The 26,340-nt window shown below is 74.6% G+C and carries 26 protein-coding genes; 14 read left to right on the top strand and 12 right to left on the bottom strand.

Going from position 1 to position 26,340, the window contains the following annotated elements:
* The first annotated feature begins 29 nt into the window (after positions 1-29).
* Entirely contained in the window at positions 30-938 is a 909-nt protein-coding gene (locus FZ103_RS06455; protein ID WP_155999590.1) for an RluA family pseudouridine synthase, read from the top strand.
* Between the two features lie 39 nt (positions 939-977).
* On the opposite strand, the gene FZ103_RS06450 is transcribed toward FZ103_RS06455, so the two are convergent.
* From FZ103_RS06450 to FZ103_RS06435, 4 genes are all read right to left on the bottom strand, one after another.
* Positions 978-2,681 carry a thiamine pyrophosphate-dependent enzyme gene (locus FZ103_RS06450; protein ID WP_155999588.1) on the bottom strand — a complete coding sequence of 568 codons (1,704 nt, stop codon included), beginning with the start codon at positions 2,679-2,681 and terminating at the stop codon, positions 978-980.
* 184 nt (positions 2,682-2,865) lie between these two features.
* The gene (locus tag FZ103_RS06445) at positions 2,866-3,180 is read right to left on the bottom strand and encodes an AzlD domain-containing protein (protein WP_155999586.1); all 315 of its coding nucleotides are present in this window, start codon (positions 3,178-3,180) and stop codon (positions 2,866-2,868) included.
* Positions 3,177-3,878, bottom strand: a complete 702-nt coding sequence (locus tag FZ103_RS06440; RefSeq protein WP_156000020.1) for an AzlC family ABC transporter permease — start codon at positions 3,876-3,878, stop codon at positions 3,177-3,179. The genes FZ103_RS06445 and FZ103_RS06440 overlap by 4 nt, the downstream gene beginning before the upstream one ends.
* 148 nt (positions 3,879-4,026) lie before the next feature.
* The gene (locus FZ103_RS06435) at positions 4,027-4,872 is read right to left on the bottom strand and encodes an AraC family transcriptional regulator (protein WP_155999584.1); all 846 of its coding nucleotides are present in this window, start codon (positions 4,870-4,872) and stop codon (positions 4,027-4,029) included.
* Between the two features lie 96 nt (positions 4,873-4,968).
* On the opposite strand from FZ103_RS06435, the gene FZ103_RS06430 reads away from it, so the two are divergent.
* The 4 genes from FZ103_RS06430 (at position 4,969) to FZ103_RS06415 (ending at position 11,174) form a co-directional block, all read left to right on the top strand.
* Positions 4,969-5,397, top strand: coding sequence for a GNAT family N-acetyltransferase (locus tag FZ103_RS06430; protein ID WP_343233410.1), 429 nt, complete (start codon positions 4,969-4,971; stop codon positions 5,395-5,397).
* A gap of 327 nt (positions 5,398-5,724) precedes the next feature.
* A complete protein-coding gene (locus FZ103_RS06425; protein WP_155999580.1) occupies positions 5,725-6,399 on the top strand; it encodes a PaaI family thioesterase in 675 nt (224 codons plus the stop codon).
* Between the two features lie 703 nt (positions 6,400-7,102).
* Positions 7,103-8,920, top strand: coding sequence for a long-chain fatty acid--CoA ligase (locus tag FZ103_RS06420; protein ID WP_343233409.1), 1,818 nt, complete (start codon positions 7,103-7,105; stop codon positions 8,918-8,920).
* A gap of 748 nt (positions 8,921-9,668) precedes the next feature.
* A complete protein-coding gene (locus tag FZ103_RS06415) occupies positions 9,669-11,174 on the top strand; it encodes a heme peroxidase family protein (RefSeq protein WP_186355901.1) in 1,506 nt (501 codons plus the stop codon).
* Positions 11,175-11,240: 66 nt separating this feature from the next.
* Here FZ103_RS06415 and ligD read toward each other — a convergent pair whose 3' ends face one another.
* The 3 genes from ligD to FZ103_RS06400 form a co-directional block, all read right to left on the bottom strand.
* A complete protein-coding gene (gene ligD / locus FZ103_RS06410; RefSeq protein ID WP_155999578.1) occupies positions 11,241-12,185 on the bottom strand; it encodes a non-homologous end-joining DNA ligase in 945 nt (314 codons plus the stop codon).
* The gene (locus FZ103_RS06405; RefSeq protein ID WP_155999576.1) at positions 12,182-12,904 is read right to left on the bottom strand and encodes a DNA polymerase ligase N-terminal domain-containing protein; all 723 of its coding nucleotides are present in this window, start codon (positions 12,902-12,904) and stop codon (positions 12,182-12,184) included. The genes ligD and FZ103_RS06405 overlap by 4 nt, the downstream gene beginning before the upstream one ends.
* 140 nt (positions 12,905-13,044) lie before the next feature.
* Entirely contained in the window at positions 13,045-14,301 is a 1,257-nt protein-coding gene (locus tag FZ103_RS06400; RefSeq protein ID WP_155999574.1) for an endonuclease/exonuclease/phosphatase family protein, read from the bottom strand.
* 250 nt (positions 14,302-14,551) lie between these two features.
* Between FZ103_RS06400 and FZ103_RS06395 the strand changes: the two genes are divergently transcribed.
* Entirely contained in the window at positions 14,552-15,430 is an 879-nt protein-coding gene (locus FZ103_RS06395; RefSeq protein WP_155999572.1) for a PadR family transcriptional regulator, read from the top strand.
* A gap of 309 nt (positions 15,431-15,739) precedes the next feature.
* Here the strand turns inward: FZ103_RS06395 and FZ103_RS06390 are convergent, their stop codons facing one another.
* Positions 15,740-16,303, bottom strand: a complete 564-nt coding sequence (locus tag FZ103_RS06390) for a DinB family protein (RefSeq protein ID WP_155999570.1) — start codon at positions 16,301-16,303, stop codon at positions 15,740-15,742.
* Between the two features lie 106 nt (positions 16,304-16,409).
* Here FZ103_RS06390 and FZ103_RS06385 point away from each other — a divergent pair, with 106 nt between their 5' ends.
* Positions 16,410-17,060 carry a hypothetical protein gene (locus tag FZ103_RS06385; protein ID WP_155999568.1) on the top strand — a complete coding sequence of 217 codons (651 nt, stop codon included), beginning with the start codon at positions 16,410-16,412 and terminating at the stop codon, positions 17,058-17,060.
* Between the two features lie 120 nt (positions 17,061-17,180).
* Here the strand turns inward: FZ103_RS06385 and FZ103_RS06380 are convergent, their stop codons facing one another.
* From FZ103_RS06380 to FZ103_RS06365, 4 genes are all read right to left on the bottom strand, one after another.
* Positions 17,181-18,317, bottom strand: a complete 1,137-nt coding sequence (locus tag FZ103_RS06380) for a TIGR04222 domain-containing membrane protein (RefSeq protein ID WP_155999566.1) — start codon at positions 18,315-18,317, stop codon at positions 17,181-17,183.
* A gap of 154 nt (positions 18,318-18,471) precedes the next feature.
* Complete coding sequence (gene ybaK / locus FZ103_RS06375) at positions 18,472-18,963, bottom strand: Cys-tRNA(Pro) deacylase (RefSeq protein ID WP_155999564.1); 492 nt, start codon at positions 18,961-18,963, stop codon at positions 18,472-18,474.
* A gap of 55 nt (positions 18,964-19,018) precedes the next feature.
* Complete coding sequence (locus tag FZ103_RS06370) at positions 19,019-19,699, bottom strand: LON peptidase substrate-binding domain-containing protein (RefSeq protein ID WP_155999562.1); 681 nt, start codon at positions 19,697-19,699, stop codon at positions 19,019-19,021.
* 94 nt (positions 19,700-19,793) lie between these two features.
* On the bottom strand, positions 19,794-20,354 hold the full coding sequence (locus FZ103_RS06365; protein ID WP_155999561.1) for a ferritin: 561 nt from the start codon (positions 20,352-20,354) through the stop codon (positions 19,794-19,796).
* A gap of 246 nt (positions 20,355-20,600) precedes the next feature.
* On the opposite strand from FZ103_RS06365, the gene hisD reads away from it, so the two are divergent.
* The 7 genes from hisD to hisF all read left to right on the top strand — a co-directional run bounded on the left by hisD (position 20,601) and on the right by hisF (position 26,334).
* Positions 20,601-21,911, top strand: a complete 1,311-nt coding sequence (gene hisD / locus FZ103_RS06360) for a histidinol dehydrogenase (RefSeq protein ID WP_186355900.1) — start codon at positions 20,601-20,603, stop codon at positions 21,909-21,911.
* A 41-nt stretch (positions 21,912-21,952) separates the two neighbouring features.
* Positions 21,953-23,035, top strand: a complete 1,083-nt coding sequence (locus FZ103_RS06355) for a histidinol-phosphate transaminase (protein WP_156000016.1) — start codon at positions 21,953-21,955, stop codon at positions 23,033-23,035.
* 63 nt (positions 23,036-23,098) lie between these two features.
* Positions 23,099-23,692 carry an imidazoleglycerol-phosphate dehydratase HisB gene (gene hisB, locus FZ103_RS06350; protein WP_155999560.1) on the top strand — a complete coding sequence of 198 codons (594 nt, stop codon included), beginning with the start codon at positions 23,099-23,101 and terminating at the stop codon, positions 23,690-23,692.
* The gene (locus FZ103_RS06345) at positions 23,692-23,856 is read left to right on the top strand and encodes a hypothetical protein (protein WP_155999559.1); all 165 of its coding nucleotides are present in this window, start codon (positions 23,692-23,694) and stop codon (positions 23,854-23,856) included. The genes hisB and FZ103_RS06345 overlap by 1 nt, the downstream gene beginning before the upstream one ends.
* A gap of 288 nt (positions 23,857-24,144) precedes the next feature.
* The gene (gene hisH / locus FZ103_RS06340) at positions 24,145-24,780 is read left to right on the top strand and encodes an imidazole glycerol phosphate synthase subunit HisH (protein WP_155999558.1); all 636 of its coding nucleotides are present in this window, start codon (positions 24,145-24,147) and stop codon (positions 24,778-24,780) included.
* Positions 24,781-24,835: 55 nt separating this feature from the next.
* Positions 24,836-25,567 (top strand): bifunctional 1-(5-phosphoribosyl)-5-((5-phosphoribosylamino)methylideneamino)imidazole-4-carboxamide isomerase/phosphoribosylanthranilate isomerase PriA, encoded by a 732-nt coding sequence (gene priA, locus FZ103_RS06335; RefSeq protein ID WP_155999557.1) that lies wholly within the window; start codon positions 24,836-24,838, stop codon positions 25,565-25,567.
* Complete coding sequence (gene hisF / locus FZ103_RS06330; protein WP_155999556.1) at positions 25,564-26,334, top strand: imidazole glycerol phosphate synthase subunit HisF; 771 nt, start codon at positions 25,564-25,566, stop codon at positions 26,332-26,334. Before priA ends, hisF begins: the two co-directional genes overlap by 4 nt.
* Positions 26,335-26,340: the final 6 nt, after the last annotated feature.

Below are 26,340 nucleotides of genomic sequence, written 5' to 3'. Positions count from 1 at the left end.
GGCCCACCAGGACCGGCGACCACCGCGGCATGCCCGTTCCCGACGGCGTCGAGGGCGAGCGCATCGACGCCGCCATCGCCCGCATGTTCGGGCTGTCGCGCACCCGCGCCGCCGAGATCATCGCCGAGGGCAACGTCACCGTCGACGGATCCACCGCCGCCAAGTCCGACCGGCTGGAGGCCGGCACCTGGCTGGAGGTCACCCTGCCCCCGCCGCCCGAGGCGCCCACGGCGCGCCCCGAGCCGGTGCCCGGACTGACCGTGGTGCACGAGGACGCCGACATCGTGGTGGTGGACAAGCCCGTGGGCGTGGTAGCGCACCCGACCGTGGGCTGGACCGGGCACACGGTGCTGCAGGGCCTGCTGGCCTCCGGAGTCGAGCTGGCCACCAGCGGCGCCGCAGAGCGGCAGGGGATCGTGCACCGGCTCGACGCCAACACCACCGGGCTGATGGTGCTGGCCAAGAGCGAGGCGGCCTACAGCGTGCTCAAGCGCGCCTTCAAGGAGCGGGTGGTCGACAAGGTCTACCACTCCCTGGTGCAGGGCCACCCCGACCCGCTGCGCGGCACGATCGACGCGCCCATCGACCGCCACCCCGCCGGCGACGGCCGGTGGGCGGTGGTGGCCGGCGGGCGGCCGTCGGTGACCCACTACGACACCGTCGAGGCGTTCCGCGCCGCCAGCCTGCTGGAGATCAAGCTGGAGACCGGCCGCACCCACCAGATCCGCGTGCACATGGCGGCGCTGCACCATCCGTGCGTGGGCGACCACCTCTACGGCGCCGACCCGATGCTGGCCGAGCGCCTGGGCATCGGCCGCCAATGGCTGCACGCGGTGCGGTTGGGCTTCGAGCACCCCACCCGTGGCGGCCGCGTCGAGTTCGAGAGCCCCTACCCGGCCGACCTGGAGGCCGCGCTGGAGCGGCTGCGCGAGGACTGATCGGGCGCGGGGACCGCGGCGGGCGGGCCGCCGGAGGGCTCAGGAGCCTTCCAGCAGCCCGGCCATGGTGGTCTCCGGGCTGATCACGTCCGGGTCGGTGCGGACGTCGATGAGCATCGGCGCTTCGGCCGACACCGCCTCGGCCAGCGCGTCGGCCAGTTCCACGGGGGTGGCCGCGGTGGCGCCCAGCGCCCCCAGCCCGCGCGCGTAGGCGGCCAGGTCCAGCGGCCCGCTGATGTCGGTGCCCGCGGTGCGCCCCAGCTCCCGGGCCTGGTGCATGGCGATGGTGCCGTACAGCCCGTTCTGGAAGACGACGACGATGATCGGCAGCCCCAGCCGGGCGGCGGTCTCCAGTTCCTGTCCGGTCATCAGCACCCCGCCGTCGCCCGCCGCGGCCACCACCGTGCGGTGCGGCGCGGCGAGCTTGGCCGCCACCGCCGCCGGCACCGCGTATCCCATGGCGCCGCTGGTGGGGGCGAGCTGGGTGCGCGGGTGGCGGTAGGTCCAGCCGCGGTGCAGGAACCCGGCGAAGTTGCCGGCGTCGTTGGTGACGACCGCATCCTCGGGCAGCGCCTTGCGCATCGCCTCGACCACCGCCCAGGGGTGCATCCGGCCGCCCGGGTGGGCCGCCGCGTCGGCGGGCGCGGTCGCGGCGCGCTCCCAGGCGTGGTGGGCCCGGCTGTAATCGCGGTCGGGCGCGGCGGCGGGCAGGGCCGCGAGGGCGTCCAGGGCGAGCCGGGCGTCGGCCACCGCACCCAGCCACACCCCGGTGACGGACCCGATCTGGTCGGGGTCGATGTCGATCTGGGCCACGGGCGAGTCCGGCCCCGGCCCGGCGGCGGTGGGCAGCCGGTAGGTCTGGCTGGTGATCTCGCTCAGCCGCGAACCGACGACCAGCACCGCGTCGGCCTCCTCCAGAGCCCGCAGCACCGGCGCTGGGCAGCCCAGCCCGAGGTGGCCGAGGTAGAGGGGGTGGTCGTTGGGGAACACGTCCTGGCGCCGCCAGGAGGTGTAGACGCCGACGTTGAAGCGCTCCGCCGCGGCCACCAGCTCCTCGCGCGCGGCGCGGGCGCCCCCGCCCGCCACGATCACCGGGCGCTCGGCCGCCACCAGCCACTCCGCCAGCCGGTCGCGGTCGTCCTCGCTCAGCGGCGGGCGCGGCGGCGCGGCCCCGGGAAGCGCGCGCGGGGAGGGGACCCGCTGCCCGAACAGGTCGCCGGGCACGGCGACGGCCACCGGGCCGGGACGGCCGGTGGTGGCCACCCGCAGCGCCTGCGCGGTGACCTCGGCCAGCCGGTCGGCGCGGGTGACCGTGGTGGCCCACTTGGTGATGGGCGCGTAGAAGGCGGTCAGGTCGACCTCCTGGAAGGCCTCGCGCCCCAGGTGGTCGGAGGTGACCTGGCCGAGGAACACCACCATGGGGGTGGAGTCCTGGCGGGCGGTGTGCACGCCCACCGCCAGGTTGGCGGCACCCGGGCCGCGGGTGGCCGCGGCCACGGCGGGCACGTCGGTGAGCTTGGCCTCCGCCTCGGCCATGAACGCCGCGCCGTTCTCGTGGCGGGTGGAGACGAGCCGCAGGTCGCTGTGCTGCTCGACGGCGTCGGCCAGCTCCAGGAAGCTCTCGCCGGGCACGGTGTAGCAGCGGCGGACCCCGGCGGCCGCCAGGACGTCGGCGACCTCCTCGGCGGCGGTGCGCCATACCCGGTCGGCGCCCTCGGCTGCGGCGCCCGTCTCCTCTGTCATCGGCGTCCTCCGGCTCGTGTGATCGGTCACCACTGGCTCCTGCCCGCCCGCGGCCGCTCCCTCACCTGGCGGACGCGGGCAGGAGGCGGTGCGGCCGCTCACGGGCGAGCCCCGGCCGCGGGGAGCGCACCCGCGCCGGCGCAGCGGTTCCCGGCGGCCGTCCGATGGGCGCGGCGGCCGCGCCTCACAGCCCCAGCAGGCGCAGCCCCGCCGCCGTCGCCGCGGCCACCACCAGCACCACCAGGAAGGGGGCCCGCAGCAGGAGGGCGATCGCGGCGGCGGCCACCCCGCCGGCCCGCGCGGGGTCCAAGACCAGCTGCTGCCCGCCGTCGCTGCCGGTCTGCACGGCGATCAGCGCCGCCAGCAGCGCCACCGGGACGGCCGCCGCGAAGCGCCGCACGAGCGGATGGTCCAGCAGCCGCCGCGGCGCCGACAGCCCCGCGAGCTTGAGCAGATAGCACCCCGCGCAGGTACCGATGATCACCAGCCACAGCGTCATGTGCGCACCTCCCCGCGCGCCGGGTCCTCCCCGTCGCCTCCGCTGCCGGCGGCCGCGCCGTCACCGCCGGACCGGCCGGAGGGGCCCCGGCCCGGGACGATCAGCGCCGCCGCGGAGGCGAGCAGCACGGGAACGCCGGGAGGCAGGAACGGCACCGCGGCGAGGGCGATGGCAGCGGCCAGCACCGCCACCGCTCGCTCCCGGTGCCCTTCCCGCAGGCGCGGCGCGATCAGCGCCAGGAACACCGCCGCGCTCATGGCGTCCAGCCCGAAGGCGTCGGTGTCGCCGATCCGCTCGGTCGCCAGCGCGCCGACGAGCGTCATCAGGTTCCAGGTGAGGTAGATCGAGGCGAAGACCGTGACGAAGGACGTGCGCGCCCAGGCCGCGGTGGGCTGGGACAGCGCTCCGGCCGCGGTCTCGTCGATGATGCCGTGCGCCGCCAGCAGGCGCCGCGGTCCGCGCCAGGGCAGCAGATCGGCCATCCGCAGGCCGTAGAGGGTGTTGCGTGCGCCCAGCAGCAGCGCTCCGGCCGCGCCCGCCGCCAGGCTCCCGCCGCCGGCGATCACGCCCACCAGCGCGAACTGCGACGCGCCGGTGAACGCGAACAGGCTCAGCACGCACGCCTGGGGCACCGACAGCCCCGCGGTGACGGCCGCCGCGCCGAAGGCGGTGCCGGACAGGCCCACCGCGACGCCCATGCCCAGCCCGTCGCGGACGGGGGGAGACAGCACTGGAGTTGAGGTGTTCACGTCCGCCGACGCTAACGGCGTCGCCGCGGCGCGGTCTTGAACGTTCTTGCACCGCGCGGATCCCGGTCACCGCCGGGCGCGCGCGGCCGAGCACGGCCTACCCCGCCGCCGGCCGGCCCAGCACGCCCTTCTGGAAGGCGCCGGGCGGCACCCCTGTGCTGCGTTTGAAGTGCCGGGTGAGGTGCGGCTGGTCGGCGAAGCCCAGGGCGGCGGCGACGTCGGCGGGCGGGACGCCGTCGGCCAGCAGGCGGCGGGCGCGCTGCACGCGGACGTTGTTGACGTAGGCGTGCGGCGGCAGCCCGTGGGCCGCGCGGAAGGCGCGCAGCAGCGCGAACGGCGGGGTGTCCACGGCCGCGGCCAGCTCCTCCAGGGCGGGCGGGTCGGTCAGCCGGGTGCGCAGCAGCTCGCGGGCCTGCTCGACGGCGCGGGCGGGGCCGGGCGGCTCCTCGGCCCGTGCCGGGGGGCGGGCCCGGGTGTGGCGGGCCAGCAGCCGGTGCAGGGCCTGGCGGGTGAGCGTCGAGGCGCTGAGGCTGTCGCCCTGCTCGGTGGCGCGGTGGGCGGCGCGCACCAGGTGTGCCGAGGCGGGGTCGCGGATCTCCTCGGGGGTGAAGGGCGGGACCCCGTCCATGCCCAGGTCGCGCGCTGCGGCGGCGACCACGTCGACATCGGGGTAGAGCACCCGGTAGCGCCAGCCTTCGGGGACCCCGGCGTGGCCGGTGTGCACCTCCTGCGGCTCGACGACGACCAGGCCCCCCGCGCCGGCGCTGCGCGTGGCCCCGCGGTAGCTGTAGACCTCCACACCCGACTCGATGAGGGCGAAGGTGTAGGTGTCGTGGGTGTGCCGGTTGAAGGTGTGCCGGACGTAGTGGGCCTTGAGCAGCTCCACCCCCGGCAGGCCGGGATGGCGCCAGAAGCGGGCGCGCTCGCCGGACTCGTCGCTCATGCCGCCAGCTTAGGCGGGTCGCGCCGGGCGCGGGGAGCGGTAGAGCGCGGCCGGTCGGGGACCGGGCTCCGGCGCGCGAGGTCTAGACTTCCCGGCGTGCTGACCATCGATCTCGCCAAGAGTCCCGAGGACCGCGCGGCCGTGTTCACCATCCGGGGCGCCGTCTTCGTCGCCGAGCAGCGGGTGCCCATCGCCGAGGAACCGGACTCCCGCGACGCCGACGCCGACCACCTGCTGGCGCGGATCGACGGCGTGCCGGCGGGGACCGGCCGCCTGGTCGCCGAGGGGGAGCTGGGCGTGCTGGGCCGCCTGGCGGTGCTCCCGGAGGCCCGCGGCACGGGCGCCGGGGCCGCCCTGGTCCGCGCGATCGAGGAGCGGGCGCGCGAGCTGGGGCTCGCCGAGATCGAGCTGCACGCTCAGACCCACGCCCTGGGCTTCTACGAGCGGCTGGGCTACACCGCCCGGGGCGAGGAGTACCTGGACGCCGGGATCCCGCACCGGGACATGCGCAAGCCGCTGCACTGAGCGACGCGGCCACCGGCCTTCGCCGCCGCGCACCGGCTCGACGCGGCCTCCCTCGCCGCTGCCGGAGCCTGCGGCGGCGGTGGACGCAGAGCCGCGATGCCGCGCGGCGATCGTGGTGCGGAGTCTCACGAAATAGCCCTCCGCGGGGTGTTCGTTGGCTGTTGTGACGGTTGTCGCGTTGCTTCCCGCGGGGGAGTGGGCGACGATAAAGCTACCAGCGAGTAACATAACCGCTCGATCGGTGTGCCGGCGCCTGCGGCGGCCCGGCCGAAAGAGCCGCCGGGGGCGCCCGCCGAGCAGAGCCCACCCAGCACAGCAAAGGAAGCCATGACGGTCGACGCGAAGCCGGTTGCCGAACTCCCCGACCCTCGCGACTTCGGTCTCCCCGTCGTCGGCGAGGAGGAGATCCCGGCGGAGTTGACGTCCCTGGTCCAGGAGGTGCGCTCCCTCGTCGACGCCGTCGCCCACACCCGGGCCGGCGGCGAGGAGCTGGCCGCGGCGCGCGAGGCCGTGGCCGCGGCCACCGCCCGCCTGCAGGGCGCCCGGCACGACATCGGCACCATGGTCCGCCACACCTGGCCCGACGGCAGAGTGGAGTACGGCACCCTCACCAACGTGGTCTCGGGTCCCACCAACCCCGCGGCCCTGCCGCTGCGCCTGGAGACGGTGCCCGAGGGCGGCCTGCGCGGCGAGGCGGTGCTGAACGGCGTCTACCAGGGGCCGCCGGGACTCGTGCACGGCGGCTGGCTGGCCGCACTCCTGGACCAGGCGCTGGGCGCCGCGGCGGGGGCGGAGGGCAAACCGGGGCTCACCGCCAACCTCGACGTGGACTACCGCCGTCCCACGCCGCTCAACGCCCCCCTGGAGATCACCTCGCGCGTGACCGGGACCGAGCGCCGCAAGGTCTTCGTCTCCGGCGAGATCCGGCACAACGGCGAGGTGACGGCCGAGGGCACCGCGATCATGGTGCGCATCGACCTCCCCGGCGACGCGGGCGCCTAGGCGCAGCACCCGCGCCCGCGGCCCGGGCACACGAAAGCGCCGCACGGGCGGAGCCCGTGCGGCGCTTGCTCGGTCGATGCTCGATGCACTCAGCGGCGGCGCAGCGCCCTGCGCAGCTGCCGGATACCCCGCTGGACCTCCGGCGGCATTCCGCCGCCCCGCGTCCGGCGACCCGGGCGCGACGCCGAGCCCATACCGCGGCTCATCCGCGCCCGCCGGACGATGCCGCTGAGGCTGCGGGCCTGCGCGGCGCCGCCCGTGCGGTGTGGGCGGTGGGTGCGGGAGACGGGGCTCCCGCTCATTCCGTCGAGCCTGCCACCGATGACCTGGCGAGCCTTGCGTTCGATCCAGTTCCTACGGGTCCCCATGGGATTGCCTCCTCGGGGGATGGGCTCTCTCGTTGTCGTCCTCAGGGAGGGGGTCTTTCGCCTCGTCCCTGTAGTGGTTACTACCCGCGACACGCCCGGTTATGGGGCGCGCGTTCGCCCAGCGGGTGCGGTCGGCACCCGCGCGCGGGCCGCACCCCGGCGGGCGCGCCGCCGGGGTGCGGCGAATCCCCTGTTCACAGCCGCTGCGAGGGGTGGAACCCGGCCAGGCGGTCCTTCGCCGGGCTCGGCCGTCCTGCGCGGACTATGAGCTAGATCATGGCGCGGTACAGCGCCGCATGGGCGGTTCGGTGCCCGATGTCCGATAAACCGGAGGTGTGACGACCAGTATTGCCAATCCCCTGCAGATCGAACTCCCCGCGCGGGGAGGGTTGGCCGACACCCTCTTCGACCGCGCCTCCGGCTTCCCCGACCGGCCCATGCTGAGCCGCCAGGTGGACGGGCAGTGGCGGGACATGTCCGCCGCCGAGGTCCGCGACGAGGTCGCCGCCCTGGCCAAGGGCCTGATCGCGCACGGCGTGCGGGCGGGCGACAGGGTGGGCCTGCTGTCGGGGAACCGCCACGAGTGGACTCTGCTGGACTACGCGATCTGGACGGCCGGGGCCGTCACCGTCCCGATCTACCCCTCCTCCTCGGCCGAGCAGGCCTCGCTGATCCTCGCCGACTCCGGCTGTGTGGCCTGCGTCGTCGACGACAGCGCCCACGCCGCCATGGTCGAGGACCTGCGCGCGGCACCCGGCGGCCCGGCGGAGTTGGCCCACGTATGGTGCTTCGACGGCGGCGCCCTGGACCGGCTCCGCTCGGCCGGCGCCGAGGTGCCCGACAGCGCGGTGGAGGAGCGGCGCGCCGGAGTCGCCCCCGACGACCCCGCCACCATCGTCTACACCTCCGGCACGACCGGACCCCCCAAGGGCTGCGTCCTGACCCACGGCAACTTCCTGGCCGAGACCCGGGCGGTCGAGGCGTCCCTGCCGGCGCTGTTCGAGCCCGAGGCCGACGGCACGCCGCCCTCCACCCTGCTCTTCCTGCCCCTGGCCCACGTGTTCGGGCGCATGGTGCAGGTGGTCGTGATCCACTCCGGCGCCCGGCTGGGCCACACCGACAGCGTCGGCTCGCTCATCGCCGATCTGGGCGGCTTCCGGCCCACCTTCCTGCTCGCGGTGCCCTACGTCTTCGAGAAGATCCACGCCACCGCGCGCAAGGGCACCAGCGGCCTGCGCCGGCGCATCTTCGACGCCGCGACCGAAACCGCGATCGCCTACAGCCGCGCCGTCGACGCGGGAGGCCCCGGACCGCTGCTGCGCCTGCGCCGCCGCGTCTTCGACGCGCTGGTCTACCGCAAGCTGACGGGTGCGCTGGGCGGGCGCTGCCGCCGCGTCATCTCCGGCGGCGGCGCGCTCGACACCCGCCTGCTGCACTTCTACCGCGGAACCGGCCTGGAGGTGTACGAGGGCTACGGCCTGACCGAGACAACCGCCGCGGTGCTGGCCAACACGCCTGGGCGGGTCCGGCCGGGCACGGTCGGCGACCCGCTTCCCGGAGTGGAGGTCCGCCTGGCCGAGGACGGCGAGATCCTGGTGCGCGGCGGCCCCGTCTTCACCCGCTACTGGAACCGGCCCGAGGCCACCGAGGCCGCCTTCGTCGACGGCTGGTTCGCCACCGGCGACCTCGGCGAGATCGACGGCGACGGCTACGTGAGCATCACCGGGCGCAAGAAGGAGATCCTGGTCACGGCCGGGGGCAAGAACGTCGCGCCGGTGCCCGCCGAGGAGCGCGTCTGCGCCCACCCGCTCGTCGAGCAGTGCATGCTCGTCGGCGACGGCCGCTCCTTCGTGACCGCACTGATCACCCTGGAGCCCGACGAGCTGGCCCGGTGGAAGCAGGAGAACGGCTACGGCCCCGAGGATCCGCGCGGGGGCCTGGACGCCGACCCGGCGCTGCGCGCCGAGGTGCAGAAGGCCGTGGACGCCGCCAACGCCGCGGTGTCGCGCGCCGAGTCCATCCGCGAGTTCCGGATCCTGCCCGAGCAGTTCAGCGTGGAGAACGAGACGCTCACCCCGACGTTGAAGCTGCGCCGCTCCCGCATCGCCGGCCGCTACAGCGAGGCGATCGAGGAGATGTACACCAAGCGCTGAGCGCACGCCGCCGGATCGGGGGCCGGAACAGGGCCCCCGAGCACGGCCGCCGCAAACGGGGGCCCGCGGCGACGGGGCGGTGCCGCGCGCAGCCGCGGAATCCGCTTGTCCTCCGCACCCGTCGCCGCGAGGGCGGACGGCCCCGACGCGGGCGGCATCCGGCGGAACCGGTCGGCGCCGGTTCCGCCCGGCGGCCGCGCGCATTCTCGCCGGCCCGGTCGACGAAATTGGCACATAAGGGTTAACCGAAAAACGGGTTCTCGGCGGACCGTAATCGGTTCGTCTCTGTGCTTTCGGGATTACTACTCGTTTAAACGAAGCGGATGCGTTTACCGCGATCTTCCGCCGAATTGGTGGCGTCCATCGCGCCGCCGCGAACGATCATGCACCGCACGCGGCCCGCACCCACTCTGGTGTCGCATGACTCGGGCACCGCTCCACAGACCGGACGAATCCATCCGGTCGTCCGGTGCATCCTCCGGTCACCGAACCGCAAACCCGCCGTGGGTTCAGCCGTCGAGGTCGGATGTCCGTACCCGGCCATCCGCATTGCCGCCGCTTCCCGGCGGGCCGATCGTGCAAGGGACACATCGCTGCGCGAAGGCCTCCCGTGCTCAGCCGCCTTCACGGCGCCGCCACCGCGACAGCGCCATGGGCGGACCGGGCACCGGCGCGGCCCGACCGTCCTCGCGCCGCAGCAGTCCGCACCTTCGACGAGGCAGGATCAGCCAGGAAAGAGGACGCCGCCATGAAGTCGACCGCCGAAACGTCCGTGGTACCCGAGCAGCGCACCGATACCGGCGTCGGGCCCAGCCGGCCCGGACCCCGGCCCCGGCGCAGCCACGGCGCCCTCCCGCGCGGGCTCGGGCACGTGCCCGAGTCGCCGATGTACGAAGGCCGGTTCGGGCGGATGTTCCGCCGCCTGCCCGCGCTCGTTCTCAGCGAAGCCGAGATCGCCGAGCTCGCCCAGCGGATGGTGGAGCGGAACCCCGGGGACGCGGGGCTGGACAACCCGGACATCCCGGCGGGCTACACCTACCTCGGCCAGTTCATCGACCACGACCTGACCCACGACCCGACACCGCTGCAGTTGCGGCGCAACGACCCCGACGCGCTGACCAACTTCCGCTCGCCGTTCTTCGACCTGGACTCGGTCTACGGGCGCGGTCCCGGCGATCAGCCCTACCTCTACGACGACGACAACCCGGGGAGGTTCCTCGTCCAGCGTCGCGACGGCCTGCTCGACCTGCAGCGCAACGCGCAGGAAACGGCGATCGTCGCCGATCCCCGCAACGACGAGAACATCTTCGTCAGCCACCTGCAGCTGACCCTGCAGCTGTTCCACAACACCGTCATGGACCGGCTGCCCCAGCTGCGGGAGTCGGGTAGCGGGCCCGACGAGGACGACTTCACGGCCGCCCAGCGCATCGTGCGCTGGCACTACCAGTGGGTCGTGGTCCACGACTTCCTGCGGCGCATCGTCGGCGAGCAGACGTTCCAGGACGCGCTGCGCAGCACGTCGCCCACCGGGCGGGGCGGCCCCGTCGAACGGCCGGACCTGCGGTTCTACCACTGGCGCAACAACCCGTTCATGCCCGTGGAGTTCTCCGCGGGGGCCTACCGCTTCGGGCACTCCCTGGTGCGCGGCCGCTACAAGCTGAACACCACGGTGCCGCCGCTGCCGATCTTCACTCCCGAGCCGATCTCCGAGAGCGATCCGCTCTCCCACTTCGGCGGCTTCCGGGCGCTGCCGCCCAACTGGCAGATCGAGTGGCGCCGGTTCTTCCCGCTGGACGGCAACGGCAGCGGGCCGCAGCTCTCGCGGGCGATCGACCCGTTCCTCGTGCCGCCGCTGACGGAGCTGCCCGAGGAGGCGGCACCGGGCGTGGGGGCGCTGGCCAGGCGCAACCTGACCCGCGGCGTGAGCCTGGGGCTGCCTTCGGGTCAGGCGGTGGCCCGCGCGATGGGCGTGGAGCCGCTCGCCGACTCCCAGCTGGAGTCGCCGCGGCGCGGGGCCGCGCCGCTGTGGTACTACGTCCTGCGCGAGGCCGAGGTACTGGGCGGCGGCCGCCACCTGGGGCCGGTAGGCGGCAGGATCGTGGCCGAGGTCTTCCTCGGGCTGCTGGCCGCCGACCCGGCCTCCTACCTGAGCCGCGATCCGGGCTGGCGCCCGACCCTGGAGGGATCGGGGGACGGCGAGTTCACGATGAGCGACCTCATCCGGTTCACCGGATTCGGGCTCGCCGAGGCCTAGGCGCTGCACCTTGCACGACCGCACCGCTGCGGCGGCCGCTCGGCCGCCGCAGCGGTCGCGTGCCGCTCACGTGCGTTCCCGCTTGTCCAGCCGCTCGGCCGCCTTGCGCGGCGAGCGGGCGCGGCGGGCCATCTGGCGCCAGGGATCGCCTCCGGCCTCCTCCAGCCGGTCGAGCCGCTCGCCCAGCGTGCGCACCGTCCACTGCCGCGGCGACGCGAGCCCGTCCAGCTCCTCCCAGGCCAGCGGCACGGCCACCGGCGCCTCCGGCAGCGCCCGCACGGAGTAGGGCGCCACCGCGTGCTGGGCGTAGGCGTTGCGCATCACGTCCAGGAACAGCCGGTCGCCGCGCTTGTCCTTGCGGAATTCGGTGGTGTAGGTGTCGGGGCGCCGCCGGGCCACCGCGTCGGCGAGGCGGCGGGCGAACCCGCGCACCGCGTCGAAGGGCTGCTCGGGCCGGATCGGCGCGACGACATGCAGACCCCGCGAGCCCGTGCTCATCAGGAAGCCGACCAGGCCGACCTCCTCCAGGCCCGCGCGGACGTCGCGCGCGGCCTCGCGCACCGGCCCGAAATCCTCGCCCGAGGGGTCGAGGTCGATGACGATGCGGTCGGGCCGCTCCACGTCATCGGCGCGGCTCAGCCAGGGGTGGAGGGTGACCACCGCCTGGTCGGCGAGCCAGAGCAGGCTCGCGGTGTCGTCGCAGACGGCCATGGTGATACTGCCGCCCTGCTCGCGGCGCACCTCGACCCCGCCGATCCAGTCGGGGGCGTGGGCGGGCAGCCGCTTCTGGAAGAAGCCCTCGGTGCCTCCGTCGGCGAAGACGCCGTCGGGGAACCGGTGCAGGGCCAGCGGCCGGTTGCGCACGTGCGGCAGCATCATCGCGGCCACGGCCCGGTAGTGCTCGGCCAGCTCCCGCTTGGTGACGCCGCCCTCGCCGAACAGCTCCTTGTCGGGATTGCCGAGCTCGACCGTGCGCCGACCGGCCTTCAGCCGCACCGGTGCCGCGCTCATCGGCCCCCCTCCTCGCGCGGGCGCCCCTTGAGCGTGCGCCCCTCGGCCTCGGCCACCTCGTCGATGACCCGCCCGGTCCGCACCGACTGCGGCTCGGCCGAGACGGGATCGCGCCGGGGGTCGGCGGCGGCGTCGCGCTGCTTGACCAGCAGCCACGCCTCCTCCTCGCCGTTCTCGCCGGAACGGAAGCGGTTGAGGGCGAAGCGGCCGGTCAGCTTCTGGCCGTGCAGCTCGAAGGAGACGTGGCCGTGCGCCAGGCCCTCGGCCATGGTCATCCGCCGCCCCTTCTTGGCGGTGGTGTTGGCGTAGGTGCCGGTGTCCCAGACGAGCATCGTGCCGCCGCCGTAGTCGCCGGCGGGGATGGAGCCCTCGAACTCGGCGTAGTCGATCGGGTGGTCCTCGGTGGGCACCGCCAGGCGCTTCTCGCCCGGATCGGTGGAGGGGCCCTTGGGCACGGCCCAGGACTTCAGCACGCCGTCGACCTCCAGGCGCAGGTCGTAGTGCTCGCGGCGGGCGACGTGGTGCTGGATGACGAACAGCGGGCCCTCGGGCCCGGCCGGCTCCGCGGAGCCGCCGCGGCCCTCGGGCCCGGCCGGCTCCGCGGAGCCGCCGCGGCCCTCGGGCTCGGCGGTGCGGGCGAAGTCGCGCCGGCGGCGGTACTCGGAGAGCGGGTCCTGCCCGCCTCCCCGCGTCGCCCCGGATCTCGCGGACCCGGCCATGGTCACCCCCGTTGCCGTCCGGCGGCCGCGGTCTGTCTGTGCAGGGCTACCCGCGCGCGGGATCGGTACACGCCGCGGCACTTTGGCCGGCCGGCGTGTACCGCACCGCGCGGTCGATGGGGACTTCCCCGCCCGCCGAATCAGCGCAGGCGCAGATCGAGCCAGACCAGGCGGTGGTCGGACGCCTGCGCGGCGGCCTGGGCACCCGGATCGCCCGCGGCGGGCCAGAACACGCCCGTGCCGCGCACCGGCAGGCCGCGGGAGGGCAGCACATAGTCCACGCGCAGGTTGCCGGGTCCGGGGACGTCGCCGAAGTCGGCGGTGTCGTAGGCCGGGTCTCCCGTGTGCTCGGCGTTGGCGCCGCCCTGCTCCGCGGCGGCCTGCGGCGCGCCCTCGCTGGCGGGCTTCAGCCCGCCGTTGACGCGGTGGGCCTCCATCAGTTGCAGGGTGGCGCGCGGGTGTCCGTCGCCGTCGTTGGGGTCGGCGTTGAGGTCGCCGGCGATCACGAACCGGGCGCCGGGCCGCAGCCCGCCGCGCCGGCCGCGGTCGTCGTAGATGTAGCCGCTGCGGTGCGGGGAGACGTAGTCGGCGAAGAACCGGTTCTCGTCGTGGTTGCGTGCGACGTTGCGCTGCTCGGGGCCGTCGAAGGACGGCGGGGTGGGGTGGGAGGCCAGCAGGTGCACGGGCCTGCCGCGGCCGATGCGGACGGGCACGTCCCAGTGGCTCTTGGAGGACAGCCGCAGCACCCGCTGCTCCTTTTCGGAGTAGAAGTCCTCGCCGGTCGCGGGGTCGGTGGGCAGCATCGCGCCGGGCATGTCGGCCCAGCGGAAGGTCTGGAAGGTGCGCACGGCCTCGCGGTCGACGGGGTACCGGGAGTAGACCGCCATCCCGTACTGGCCGGGGAACGCGCCGAAGCCGTAGGCGTCGTCGCCGTAGCCGGGGGCGCCGGGCTCGGTGACGACGCGGCCGTCGTTGTTCAGGTCCAGCCCGGAGGCCACGCCGGTGTTGCTCGGCGCGGTGTAGCGGTACCGGTAGCGGATGGGCTCGGCGCCGTTCTGCGGCCGGGAGAGGTAGTTGCGCTGGAACAGCTCGGCGGCGCGGCCGCGGGCGTCGTAGTCGAACTCGTTGACCAGCAGCACGTCGGGGCGCGTGCGCTGGATGACCTCGGCGGCGGCCTGGGCCTGCTCGTCGCCGGGCCCCGACAGGTCCGCGATCAGCTCGCCCTGCTCGGATCTGTTCAGCGAGGCGTTGAACGTCGCGAAGCGCACGCCGCCGTCGGCGTGGTCTCCGGGGCCGCCGGGGTCGGCGTGCGCGGCGGGGGAGGCGGCCGGCGTGCAGGCCAGGGCCGCGGAGAGCGCGAGAGCAGCGCAGCGGGTGCGCGAACGGGTGCGGGGCATGCGGGGGTCCTTTCCGAGCCGGGATCGCCGGTGGCGCCGGGCCGTGCGGGCCCGACGCCGTCCCACAGTGCCACCGCCGGGCGTCACCGCGAAGATCGGCGAGTGAACAGTTCCGTAGCGATGCCGGGGCGCGGGTGGCCCCCTCCCGGCTGTTGACCGACCCGAGTTATAAATATATCTTCTAAGTATCTCGATAGAACGATCGGTATCGAGATAGGTTAGACAGTGTCGATTGGTACGGGGAGACGTGATGACTGCGATGTCGATGCCGTGGGGCTGGGGGGAGCGTGCCGGTATGCGCAAGCGCGCCGCCCGCCGCCTCCGCGCGGAGTACGGCGAAGCGGCCGGCGACTGGACCGGCGAGGCCGCGAAGCTCCGCGCCCGCGCCGACTGGTGCGGCCCGCGCGGCTTCCACCGCGGCGAGGGTCCGGAGTCCGAGCCGATGGCGCACTGGGCGCAGGTCCCGCGCGGTCCGGGCGTCCCGCCGCCTCCGATGCCGCCGGGGCCGCCCTGGGGCGCGATGCCGTTCCCGCACGGGCCCTTCGGCCCGTTCGGCGGCGGAGGCGGGCGCCGGCGCCGCGGCGGGTCGCGGGTGCGCCGCGGCGACGTCCGCACCGGAATCCTGCTGCTGCTGGCCGAAGAGCCGCGCAGCGGCTACGAGATCATCCGCGAAGGTCGCGAACGCAGCGGCAACGCCTGGCGCCCCAGCCCGGGATCGGTGTATCCGATGCTGCAGCAGTTGGAGGACGAGGGCCTGGTCCGCCCCGCCGAGAACACCGGTGCGGGCCGGCGCCGCCCCTTCGAGTTGACCGACGACGGCCACGACTACATCGAGCGCAACGCCGCCGGCCTCACCCCGCCCTGGGAGGCGGTGTCGGAGGAGCACGAGGACGCCCAGGCCCGCTACGGCGAGATCAGCTCGCTGGCCTACCAGCTCGCCGCGGCCGCCGCCCAGGTCGCCCAGGCCGGAACCGACGAGCAGGTCGCGCGCGCCAAGCGGCTGCTCGCCGAGAGCAAGCGCGGCCTCTACCGCATCCTCGCCGAGGATGACGAGTCTCCGGAGGACGACGAGTCTCCGCAGGGCGATGAGCCCGCCGACGAGGACGGGGGGCCGGACGGCCCGCGCTGAGCCGCGGGGGCGTCGAGCGCGCGGATTTTGCCGGGTCAAGGGCGGACTCCGGTGATTTCCGCGCGGTCGGTGCCCCCAGCGGCGGTGATCTTGTACCTGTGACCACTTGTGATCGCTAACAATGACTACAGGTGCAAGATTGGCGCGGAGAGTTAGATTAAATCGGGCATGCGGGGTTTCGGTCCGGGAGCTCGGGTGGACGAGGCGCACCCGAACGCCACCCGGACGCGCCGCCCTCGTCGCATGCTGCACCGGCGGGCACCGGTACCGACCCGCGCGGGCTCAGCCCTCCGCCCGTCCTCGCCGCCTTCACTCCCCGGTGGTGCCGTCGGCCAGCTCGCGCAGGAGGTCCAGGTGTCCGTTGTGGCGTGCGGTCTCCTCGATCATGTGCACCAGCACCCAGCGCAGCGTCACGGTACGGCCGTCGAGCGCCCGCCCGGAGTCGTCCATCCCCAGCCGCGCGGTGATCTCCCGCGAGCGCTCGCACTGCTCGGCGTACTCCGCCAGCAGTTCGCCCAGCGGGCGCCGGCCCCCGCGCCACTCCGCGTCGGGGTCGGCGGCGGTGTAGTGTCCCCGGTCGGGGCGGCCCAGCAGGCAGATCTCGAACCAGGCGGCCTCCACCCAGCGCAGGTGGGCGACCACCCCGCCCACAGACATCAGCGGCGAGGTCGGCAGCGGGGTGGACCGAGCGAGGTCGGCGGTGAGACCGGCGCACTTCTCCCATACCGTTGAGCGGTGCCAGTCCAGCCAGGACATGAGCATGGTGCGCTCGTCGGCCGCTGTCGGGGCCGGCGATCTGGGTGCGGGCGGTGCAGGGGTGGCGGCCGCGCTGCCGGCCGGTGCGGATCGGGCCTCGCCCGCAGTCGGTGTCATGCGCGCCATTGTGGGCCGCGCTCCGGCCGGGGCACCAGGGGTTTTCCCGCCGCGGGAGCTGGAAAGGAGCTCAGCGATCGAACCGGACAAGGGGGTGCGGCGCTGGATGCTGCGCCGGAGATTCGCCGTGGGAGGGGCCGTCCTCGGCTGCACGGCGGCGCTCGGTGTTCCGCTGGGCCTGCTGTGGTGGCTGCTGGCCCCGCGGCCGCGGGTCACCGTCGGCCGCGACGGCGGGATCCTGCCCTTTCCCGTCTCCGAGACCAACTTCGCGGTCGACGGCTACTTCACACTGATCATGATGGGCGCCGGGCTGCTGTGCGGCTACGGCGTCTACCTGCTGCAGTACCGGCTGGCCGCGCGCGACGCCACGGACCTGCGGATGGCCTGCCTGCTGGGCATGGCCGCGGGGTCGGCCATCGGCTCGCTCGCCGCCTGGCAGGTGGGCACGCTGATCGACGCCGGCGACTTCCAGCGGGCGGTGGAGGCCGCCGAACCGGGTGAGGTCATCCGCTCGGGGCTGCGGCTGCACGCGCTCAGCGCCCTGGTGGCCTGGCCGTTCGTGGCCGTGCTGCAGTACGGGCTTTTCGACGCGGTGAGCCTGTGGCGCGGTGACCTGCCCGCGCAGCGCCGGTCGACAGCCCAGGACGCGCAGCGCGAGGCCGGCGCGTCCGGTGCCGAGCCGGAGACCGGGGACGGCCGCGCGGCCGAGCCCTCCGAGTCGGCCGGAACCGAACGCCGCGAGGACGGTACCGGCTGAACCCCGCGCCGCGCCGAGCGGCGACTGGCATCGCCCGCCCACGGCGCCTCCGCAGCCCTTGCGGGTGCCGCCGCGGCCGCAGCAGCCGAGCTGCCTGCGAGCACAGCGGTCGCGCACCGTTCAGGCGGCCGGCTCCGCTCCGCCGCCGGGCCGCCGCCGGGCCGCCGGGGGAGCGGCGCCCTCGCCGCCCCAGTCGCCGGTTCCGCCGTCGCCGCCGAAGTTGCCGCCCAGGCCGCTGTTGGGCTGGCCCACGCCGCTGCCGCAGGCCGCCGCGAACGACGCCACCGCGGCGAACTCCGCGCACTCCGGCGGCCGCAGCCGGCGCCCGTAGGCGCGCGGTCCGCGGCGCAGCGCACGGAAGCCCAGCAGCGCCGTGCACCGCAAGGCGGTCTCGGTCGCGCCGGCGCCCTCGGGATCCGCCTCGGCCTCCGCCAGCAGCGCGTCGCCGGCGGCGGTGCGCGGCCCCAGCTTGCCGCCCGTGAGCCGATAGAGGCCGTGGAGCAGCGACCAGCCCGCGAGCAGGCCCAGCCCGGCCGCGAGGATGCGCGGCTGCGGCACCACGGGCACCGCGGCGGCGGTGACCGCGGCCGCCGTGGCGACCGCGCCCTGCATCCCGCCGATGAGCCGCCCCAGCACATAGACCGTGGACGGGTAGACGATGAGCACCGCGGCGAACACCAGCGGCACCGCGTCGATCCGCTCGCCCTCGGGGATCATCGCCCACAGCACCGCGCCGCCGCCGGCCAGCACGCCCACCGCTCCGATGAGCATGTGCAGCCCCCAGGCGGCGTGGCGCACCACGGACACCCGCCCCAGGCGCTCGGGCGCCAGGAACAGCCCCAGGCGGCGCAGCCGCCACAGCACGGACGTGGCCGGATCGGCCTTGGCCGCCAGGCGGACCAGCAGGTCGGCCGCGACCGACCGGGACGATTCCAGGCGGACGTCCAGCAGCCGGGCAAAGGGCGCCGGCGACAGCCGCGCGGCCCGGGGCTCGGCCTGCTGGGGCCGGGACACCAGCCCGTGGCCCCGCGCGACCGCGCGCCCGCTCAGGTACAGTTCCGCCAGCGCCACCTCGCCCATGCGCTGGCGCCCGCCGGCGAGCATGGCCAGGTCGAAGGCGTCGAGGTCCTCGGGACCCACGGGCGGGCGCTGCGGTCCGGCGCGGCGGATGCGCGCATAGGACCAGCGGGTCGCGAGGTAGCAGGCGGCGATGGCCAGGTAGCCCAGCGTCGCGCTCAACACCGTCCCGGCGACCATCGCGCCTCCTTCACGCGCCCCGCTGTATTCACCTCGGTGAGACAACCGTAAGTCCGAAGGCGCACCGAGGAAAGGGGCCGCGGGCCCTCGCCCGCACACCGATCACCGCTGCGGCCGGGGTTGCGCCGGCGGCGGTGCGGGGCGCGGGAGGCCCTCAGCCGGGGGCCGCGATGGGGGCGGTGATGGCGTCGGCCGCGCGGAGCAGGTCGTCGGGGGCCAGCTCCAGTTGCAGGCCGCGGCGCCCGGCCGAGACGAACACGGTCTCGTGTTCGGCTACCGAGGAGTCGACGACGGTACGCAGCCGCTTGCGGCCGCCCAGCGGGCTTATCCCGCCGACCACGTAGCCGGTGGCGCGCTCGGCGTCGCGGGGGTCGGCCATCGCCGCGCGCTTGCCGCCGACCGCGGCCGCCAGGGCCTTGAGGTCGAGTCCGCCCGAGACCGGCACCACGCCCACCGCCAGGCGCCCGTCGACGTCGGCCACCAGGGTCTTGAACACCCGCCGCCGGTCGGCGCCCAGGGCGTCGGCGGCCCCGGTGCCGTAGGAGGAGCCCTGGCCGGCCGCACCGCCGGCCTCGTAGGTGTGGAGCCGGAACCCGATTCCGGCGCGCCCGGCCGCGACCGTGGCCGGGGTCTGCTTGGCGCTCAGCGCGGCCTCCGCTCTGCGGGGGCGGCGGCGCGTGCCGGCCGCCCGGTCGGCGTTTTCAGTTCAGGCTGACCTCGGGCTGCAGCAGGCGCGCGGCCGGGAGGACGGGCAGGGAGGTCAGCACGCGGTTCTCCCGGCGCAGCAGGTCGGCGGCCAGCCGCAGCCGCTCGGCGGCGTGGTCGGCCTCCAGCAGCCGCTGCTTCTCGCCCCGGTCGATGATCATAGCGGCGGAGACCGCGTAGGACAGCGGCAAGGGGGCCGCGGGGGACTCCCGCCGCGGCTCGGCCGAGAGGCCCATGCCGCGCAGGCGCTCGCAGTAGACGCCGAACAGGCGCCCGACCCGCTCGGCGTACTCGTCGGCGCCGTCGCCGACCTCGTCGGGCAGGAACGTGGCCTCGGCCCGCATGTAGCCGTGCTCGCCGCCGGTCTCCTCGACGGCGTCCAGCCGGAAGCGGGAGCCGCCCTCGACCACCAGGTCGAAGGTGCCGTCGGCGTGCCGCCGCGCGGTGCGGATCTCGGCGGTGCAGCCCACCTCCGCGAGCTGGTGCGCGGAGGATTCGCCCACCTCGTGGCCCAGTTCGATGCCCACCACGCCGAAGGTGCCCGCTGCGGCGTCCTCGGGATCGTCGAGCACGTCGGCCATGAGCCGCCGGTAGCGCTCCTCGAACACGCGCAGCGGCAGGGGCGTGCCCGGAAAGAGCACGCTGTTCAGCGGAAAGAGCGGCAACCGGTGTGGCATTGCACAAGTATGCCCGACTCCGCGGCACCCACCCCCGGCGATCCGGGGCGGGCGCCGCCGGGCCGGACCACGCGCCTCCGGCGGCCGGGCGGCCTCAGCCGACCGAGGGGCCCGCGGTCTCGGGGGCGCCGGCGGCGTCGCCGTGGTCCGACAGCTCGCGGTTGACCCAGGTCTCGACGTCGAACATGTTGCCGTTGCCCCGGTCGACCACGTTGAGCAGGGTCGACATGGTCGAGACCTCCTCGACCTGCTCCTGCAGGAACCAGTCGATGAACTGCTCGCCGGTGTAGTCGTGCTCGTCGCGGGCCGCCTTGGCCAGTTGCCGGATCTGCTCGGTCACCTGCTGCTCCTGGCGCAGGGCCAGGGCCACGAGTTCGCGCGGCTCGGTGAAGTCGGTCTGGATCGCGCCCACATCGGGAATGTCGGGGGAGACGTTGTTGTCGAGCAGATAGCGGACCATCATCGTGGCGTGGTCGCGCTCCTCCAGCGACTGGCGGTAGAACACCCGGGCGAGTCCGGGAAGGTCCCTGTCGTCGAACCAGGCCGCCAGCGCGAAGTACTGGTGCGAGGCGGTGAATTCGTGTCCCACCTGGTCGAGGAGGAGGCGGTGGAACTTCGAAAGGCCGTGTTCGGAGGTTCGAGTAGTCGCGTTCATGTCATTGACAATAGCGCCCGGGAATTCCGCTGTCGAATTATTGCGGAGTAATCTCCGGCACTTAGGAAAACCTTGCCCAGGGTGGTTCAGGTTAGGCATTCCGAACTTAGGTGAAGCTAAATTCCGCGGTATTCGGCAGGGCTTTCCGTCGCCCCGGCCGCCCGAACGCCGGCCGGCCCGCGCGAGCGCCCGCGGGCTCCCGGGCGCGGCAGCCGCCGGCCCCCGCACGCCCCCTAGAATGAAGCCGTGATCTCCCGAATCGACCTCCGAGGAAGCGCCGGCGACCCGCGCGCCCTGCTGCCGCGCGCCGAGACCGACGTCGCGGCGGCCCTCGACCGGGTGCGCCCCATCTGCGAGGACGTCCGCGTGCGCGGTACCGAGGCGCTCGTCGAGCTCACCGAGCGCTTCGACGGCGTCCGGCTCTGCGGCATCCGCGTGCCCCGCGCCGAGCTCGACGCCGCCCTGGCCGCGCTGGACCCCGACGTCCGAGCCGCCCTGGAGGAGTCGGTCGAGCGCGCCCGGCGGGTGCACGCCGACCAGCGGCGCCGGGACACCACCACCCGCGTTGTCCCGGGGGGCACCGTCACCGAGCGCTGGGTGCCCGTGGGACGCGTCGGCCTCTACGTCCCCGGCGGCCGCGCGGTCTACCCCTCCAGCGTCGTGATGAACGCCGTGCCCGCCCAGGAGGCCGGCGTCGCCTCGCTGGCCGTCGCCTCCCCGCCCCAGGCCGAGTTCGGCGGGCTGCCCCACCCCACCGTCCTGGCCGCCTGCGCCCTGCTGGGCGTCGAGGAGGTCTACGCGGTCGGCGGCGCCCAGGCCGTGGCCATGTTCGCCTACGGCGCCGGCGAGTGCGAGCGGGCCGACATGGTCACCGGTCCCGGCAACATCTGGGTCGCCGCCGCCAAGCGGCTGCTCAAGGGCGTCATCGGCATCGACGCCGAGGCCGGCCCCACCGAGATCGCCGTCCTTGCCGACGACACCGCCGACCCCGGCTACGTCGCCGCCGACCTCGTCAGCCAGGCCGAGCACGACGTGGTGGCCGCCTCCGTGCTGGTCACCCCCTCGACCGAGCTCGCCGACAAGGTCGAGACCGAGCTGGCCGCCCGCGTGGCCGCCACCCGCCACCGCGACCGCGTCGCCGAGGCATTGGGCGGCCGCCAGTCCGGCATCGTGCTCGTCGACGACATCGCCCACGGGCTGGCCGTGGTCGACGCCTACGCCGCCGAGCACCTGGAGATCATCACCGCCGACGCCGCCGCCCACGCCGCCGCGGTGCGCAACGCCGGCGCCGTCTTCGTGGGCCCCTACTCGCCGGTGTCGCTGGGCGACTACCTCGCCGGCTCCAACCACGTGCTGCCCACCGGCGGCAGCGCCGCGCACACCGCCGGGCTCAGCGTGCAGACGTTCCTGCGCGGGATACACGTCGTCGAATACGACCGCGACGCCCTGGCCGCGGCCGCCCCGCACGTCGTCGCACTGGCCGAGGCCGAGGACCTGCCCGCCCACGGCGAGGCCGTGTCCGCGCGCGTGGGCGGCGGCCGGGAGGGAGCCAGGTGAGCCCCGAGACCGGCGGCCCCTCCGCCCGGGAGCCGATCACCATGGAGGACCTGCCGCTGCGCGAGGACCTGCGCGGGCGCGCCCCCTACGGCGCGCCGCAGCTGGAGGTGCCCGTCGCGCTGAACACCAACGAGAACCCCTACCCGCCCTCGCCCGCCCTGGCGGCGGAGCTCGCCCGCAACGTCGAGCAGGCCGCCGCGGGCCTCAACCGCTACCCCGACCGCGACGCCACCCGGCTGCGCGCCGACCTCGCCACCTATCTCGGCCACGGGCTCGGCGCCGACCGCGTCTGGGCCGCCAACGGGTCCAACGAGATCCTGCAGCAGATCCTGCAGGCCTTCGGCGGCCCCGGCCGCACCGCCATGGGGTTCGAACCCTCCTACTCCATGCACCCGGTCATCTCCCGGGTCACCGCCACCGAGTGGCTGCCCGTGCAGCGCTCCGCCGGCGACTTCGGCATCGACACCGCCGACGCGGTCGCGGCCGTGCGGCGCCACCGGCCCGACGTCGTCTTCCTGACCTCGCCCAACAACCCCACCGGCACCGCGCTGGGGCTGGAGACCATCGCCGCGATCGCCGAGGCCGCCCCGGGCATGGTCGTCGTCGACGAGGCCTACGCCGAGTTCCGCCGCGAGGGCACGCCCAGCGCGCTGACCCTGCTGGAGGAGCACCCGCGGCTGATCGTCTCGCGCACCATGTCCAAGGCCTTCGCGCTGGCGGGAGCCCGCGTGGGCTACCTCGCCGCGCACCCGGCCGTGATCGACGCGCTGCAGCTGGTGCGCCTGCCCTACCACCTCTCGGCCGTCACCCAGGTGGTCGCCGCCACCGCCCTGGAGTACGCCGACGAGCTGCTGGGCCAGGTCAAGCAGCTGCGCCAGGAGCGCGACGCGCTGGTGGAGTGGTTGCGCGAGTGCGGCTTCGCGGTCGCCGACTCCGACGCCAACTTCGTGCTCTTCGGCGACTTCGCCGACCGGTCGGCGGTGTGGCGGGGCCTGCTGGAGCGCGGGGTCCTGGTGCGCGAGGTCGGGCCGCCGCAGATGCTGCGCGTCACCGTGGGCACCGCCGCGGAAATGTCGGCGTTCCGCGAAGCGTTGCTGCAGGTGAGCCCCGAACAGCTGCTGTAAGCCCCAGTGATAGCACGAGCCGGACGCAACGCCCACCGCCACCCTCAGGAGAATCCGCCAGCCATGAGCCGCACCGGCCGCGTCGAACGCGCCACCAAGGAGACCAAGGTCGCCGTCGAGATCGATCTGGACGGCAGCGGGGTCGCCGACATCTCCACCGGTGTCGGCTTCTTCGACCACATGCTCGACCAGCTCGCCAAGCACGGCCTGTTCGACCTGACCGTGCGCACCGAGGGCGACCTGCACATCGACTCCCACCACACCATGGAGGACACCGCGCTGGCGCTGGGCGCCGCCTTCGCCGAGGCCCTCGGCGACAAGGCCGGCATCCGCCGCTTCGCCGACGCCAAGGTGCCGCTCGACGAGGCGCTGGCCGAGGTGACCGTGGACGTCTCCGGGCGCCCCTACCTCGTGCACAGCGAGCCCGAGGGCATGGCGCCGGTGATCGGGCGCGACTACGACACCACGATGACCCGCCACATCTTCGAGTCGTTCGTCGCCCAGGCCCGCGTGGCCCTGCACGTCCGCGTGCCCTACGGCCGCAACGCCCACCACATCGTGGAGTGCCAGTTCAAGGCGCTCGCGCGGGCGCTGCGCCAGGCCTGCGAGCGCGACCCCCGCGTCAGCGGCGTCCCCTCGACCAAGGGCGCGCTGTAGTGACCGAGGTGTGGGGTGTGCTGCTGATCGCCCTGGGCGGGCTGCTGGCCGGGGGCACCGTGCCGATGTGGCGCGTCAACCGCGTGCTGGCGGGCGGCCTCGCGGTGTGTGCGCTGCTGGCGGTGGCGGCCGGTGCGCTGCGCCTGGGCTACCTCGGCGGCTAGGCCATGTTTGGTGGATCACTGTCCTACTGCGCGGCGCCCCAGCACCGCTCTCGCTGCGTTCTCGTCAGTCGACAGGGGGCCCGCCCTGACTCCTTCCTCGGCCTTGCGAGAGCGGCACTGGTCCCTATGGCGGCGCCCCGCGCCGGAGATCGGCGCTTCGCGCGATCGGGCGCGGGGCGCACACGAGTGCGCCGCTCGCTACGGACGGACCCACCAAACACGGCCTAGCTCGACCGGGCGCCCTCCACCCGGACCACGGCGGTCCGCGACCCGAAAGGCGGGATCACCATGACGAAGAGCGTCGTCATCCTCGACTACGGCTCGGGCAACCTGCGCTCGGCGCAGCGCGCCCTGGAGCGCACCGGCGCCGATGTCGCCGTCACCGGCGACCCGCACGCCGCCCTGGAGGCCGACGGATTGGTCGTGCCGGGCGTGGGGGCGTTCGCCGCCTGCATCGAGGGCCTGCGGGCCGCCGGCGGCGACCGGGTGATCGGCAAGCGCCTGGCCGGCGGGCGGCCCGTCCTGGGCATCTGCGTGGGCATGCAGGTGCTCTTCGAACGCGGCGTCGAGCACGGGGCCGCCAGCGAGGGCTGCGGCGAGTGGCCCGGCACCGTGGAGCGCCTGCAGGCCCCCATCGTGCCGCACATGGGCTGGAACACCCTCCGGGCGCCCGAGGGCACCGCGCTGTTCGCGGGCATCCCCGCCGACGAGCGCTTCTACTTCGTGCACTCCTACGGCGTGCTGGACTGGACGCTGCAGCCCGCCTCCAGCCGCATCGCCCCGCCGCTGGTGACCTGGAGCACCCACGGCACCCCGTTCGTGGCGGCCGTGGAGAACGGACCGCTGTCGGCCACCCAGTTCCACCCCGAGAAGTCCGGCGAAGCCGGGGCCCGGGTGCTGGCCAACTGGGTCGGCACCCTGTGACCGGCGCTCGCGGCGCCCATCCGCCCCCGTCCCCGACCCACGAGTAAGGCCGCGCATGTCCTCCACGCTTGAACTGCTGCCCGCCGTCGACGTCGCAGACGGCCAGGCCGTCCAGCTCGTCCAGGGCAAGGCCGGCTCCGGCGGCCGCTACGGCGACCCGCTCCAGGCGGCGCTGGGCTGGCAGGAGGCCGGCGCCGAATGGATCCACCTGGTCGACCTCGACGCCGCCTTCGGCCGCGGCCACAACCGCGACCTGCTCGCCGAGATCGTCGGACGCACCGACGTCCGCGTCGAGCTCTCCGGCGGCATCCGCGACGACGACTCGCTCGACGCCGCCCTGGCCACCGGCTGCACGCGCGTCAACATCGGCACGGCCGCGCTGGAGAACCCCGACTGGTGCGCCCGCATCATCGCCGAGCACGGCGACCGCATCGCCATCGGCCTGGACGTGCGCGGCACCACCCTGGCCGCCCGCGGCTGGACTCGCGACGGCGGCGACCTGATGTCCACCCTCGACCGCCTGGAGGCCGAGGGCTGCGCCCGCTACGTCGTCACCGACGTCACCAAGGACGGCACGCTCAAGGGCCCCAACCTGGAGCTGCTGCGCACCGTCGCCCGCCGCACCGACAAGCCCGTGGTCGCCAGCGGCGGCATCGCCACCCTGGACGACCTCACCGCCATCGCCTCGCTCACCGGCGAGGGCGTGGAAGGCGCGATCATGGGCACCGCCCTCTACGAAGGCGCCTTCACCCTGCAGGAGGCGCTGAAGGCGGTGCGCGAGGCATGACACTGGCCGTGCGCGTCATCCCCTGCCTCGACGTCGACGCCGGGCGGGTGGTCAAGGGCGTCAACTTCCAGAACCTGCGCGACGCCGGCGACCCCGTCGAGCTGGCCGGCCGCTACGACGCCGAAGGCGCCGACGAGCTGACGTTCCTGGACGTCACCGCCTCCAGCGGCGACCGCGAGACCACCTACGAGGTCGTGCGCCGCACCGCCGAGCAGGTGTTCATCCCGCTGACCGTGGGCGGGGGAGTGCGCACCCCCGCCGACGTCGACCGGCTGCTGCGCGCCGGAGCCGACAAGGTCGGCGTCAACACCGCCGCCATCGCGCGCCCCGAGCTGATCCGCGAGATCGCCGAGCGCTTCGGCAGCCAGGTGCTGGTGCTCTCCGCCGACGTGCGCCGCGCCACCGGAGAGCACACCACTCCCAGCGGGTTCGAGGTCACCACCCACGGCGGCCGCCGGGGCACCGGCATCGACGCGGTCGAGTGGGCCGCGCGCGGCGCCGAACTGGGCGCCGGCGAGCTGCTGCTGAACTCCATGGACGCCGACGGCACCCGCGCCGGCTTCGACCTGGAGCTGATCCGGGCGGTGCGCGCGGTGGTGGAGATCCCGGTGATCGCCAGTGGCGGCGCCGGCAAGGTCGAGCACTTCCCGCCGGCTGTCGCCGCCGGCGCCGACGCCGTTCTCGCCGCCAGTGTGTTCCACTTCGGCGAGTTCACCGTCGCCGACGTCAAGGCCGAACTGCGCGCCTGCGGCCACCCCGTCCGGTAGCCGCCT

It is taken from the genome of Streptomonospora sp. PA3 (genome assembly GCF_009728995.1).
In the GTDB taxonomy this organism is placed as follows: domain Bacteria; phylum Actinomycetota; class Actinomycetes; order Streptosporangiales; family Streptosporangiaceae; genus Streptomonospora.
The sequence above is the reverse complement of the archived record's forward strand: the minus strand, read 5'-3'. Positions and strand labels throughout refer to the sequence as shown.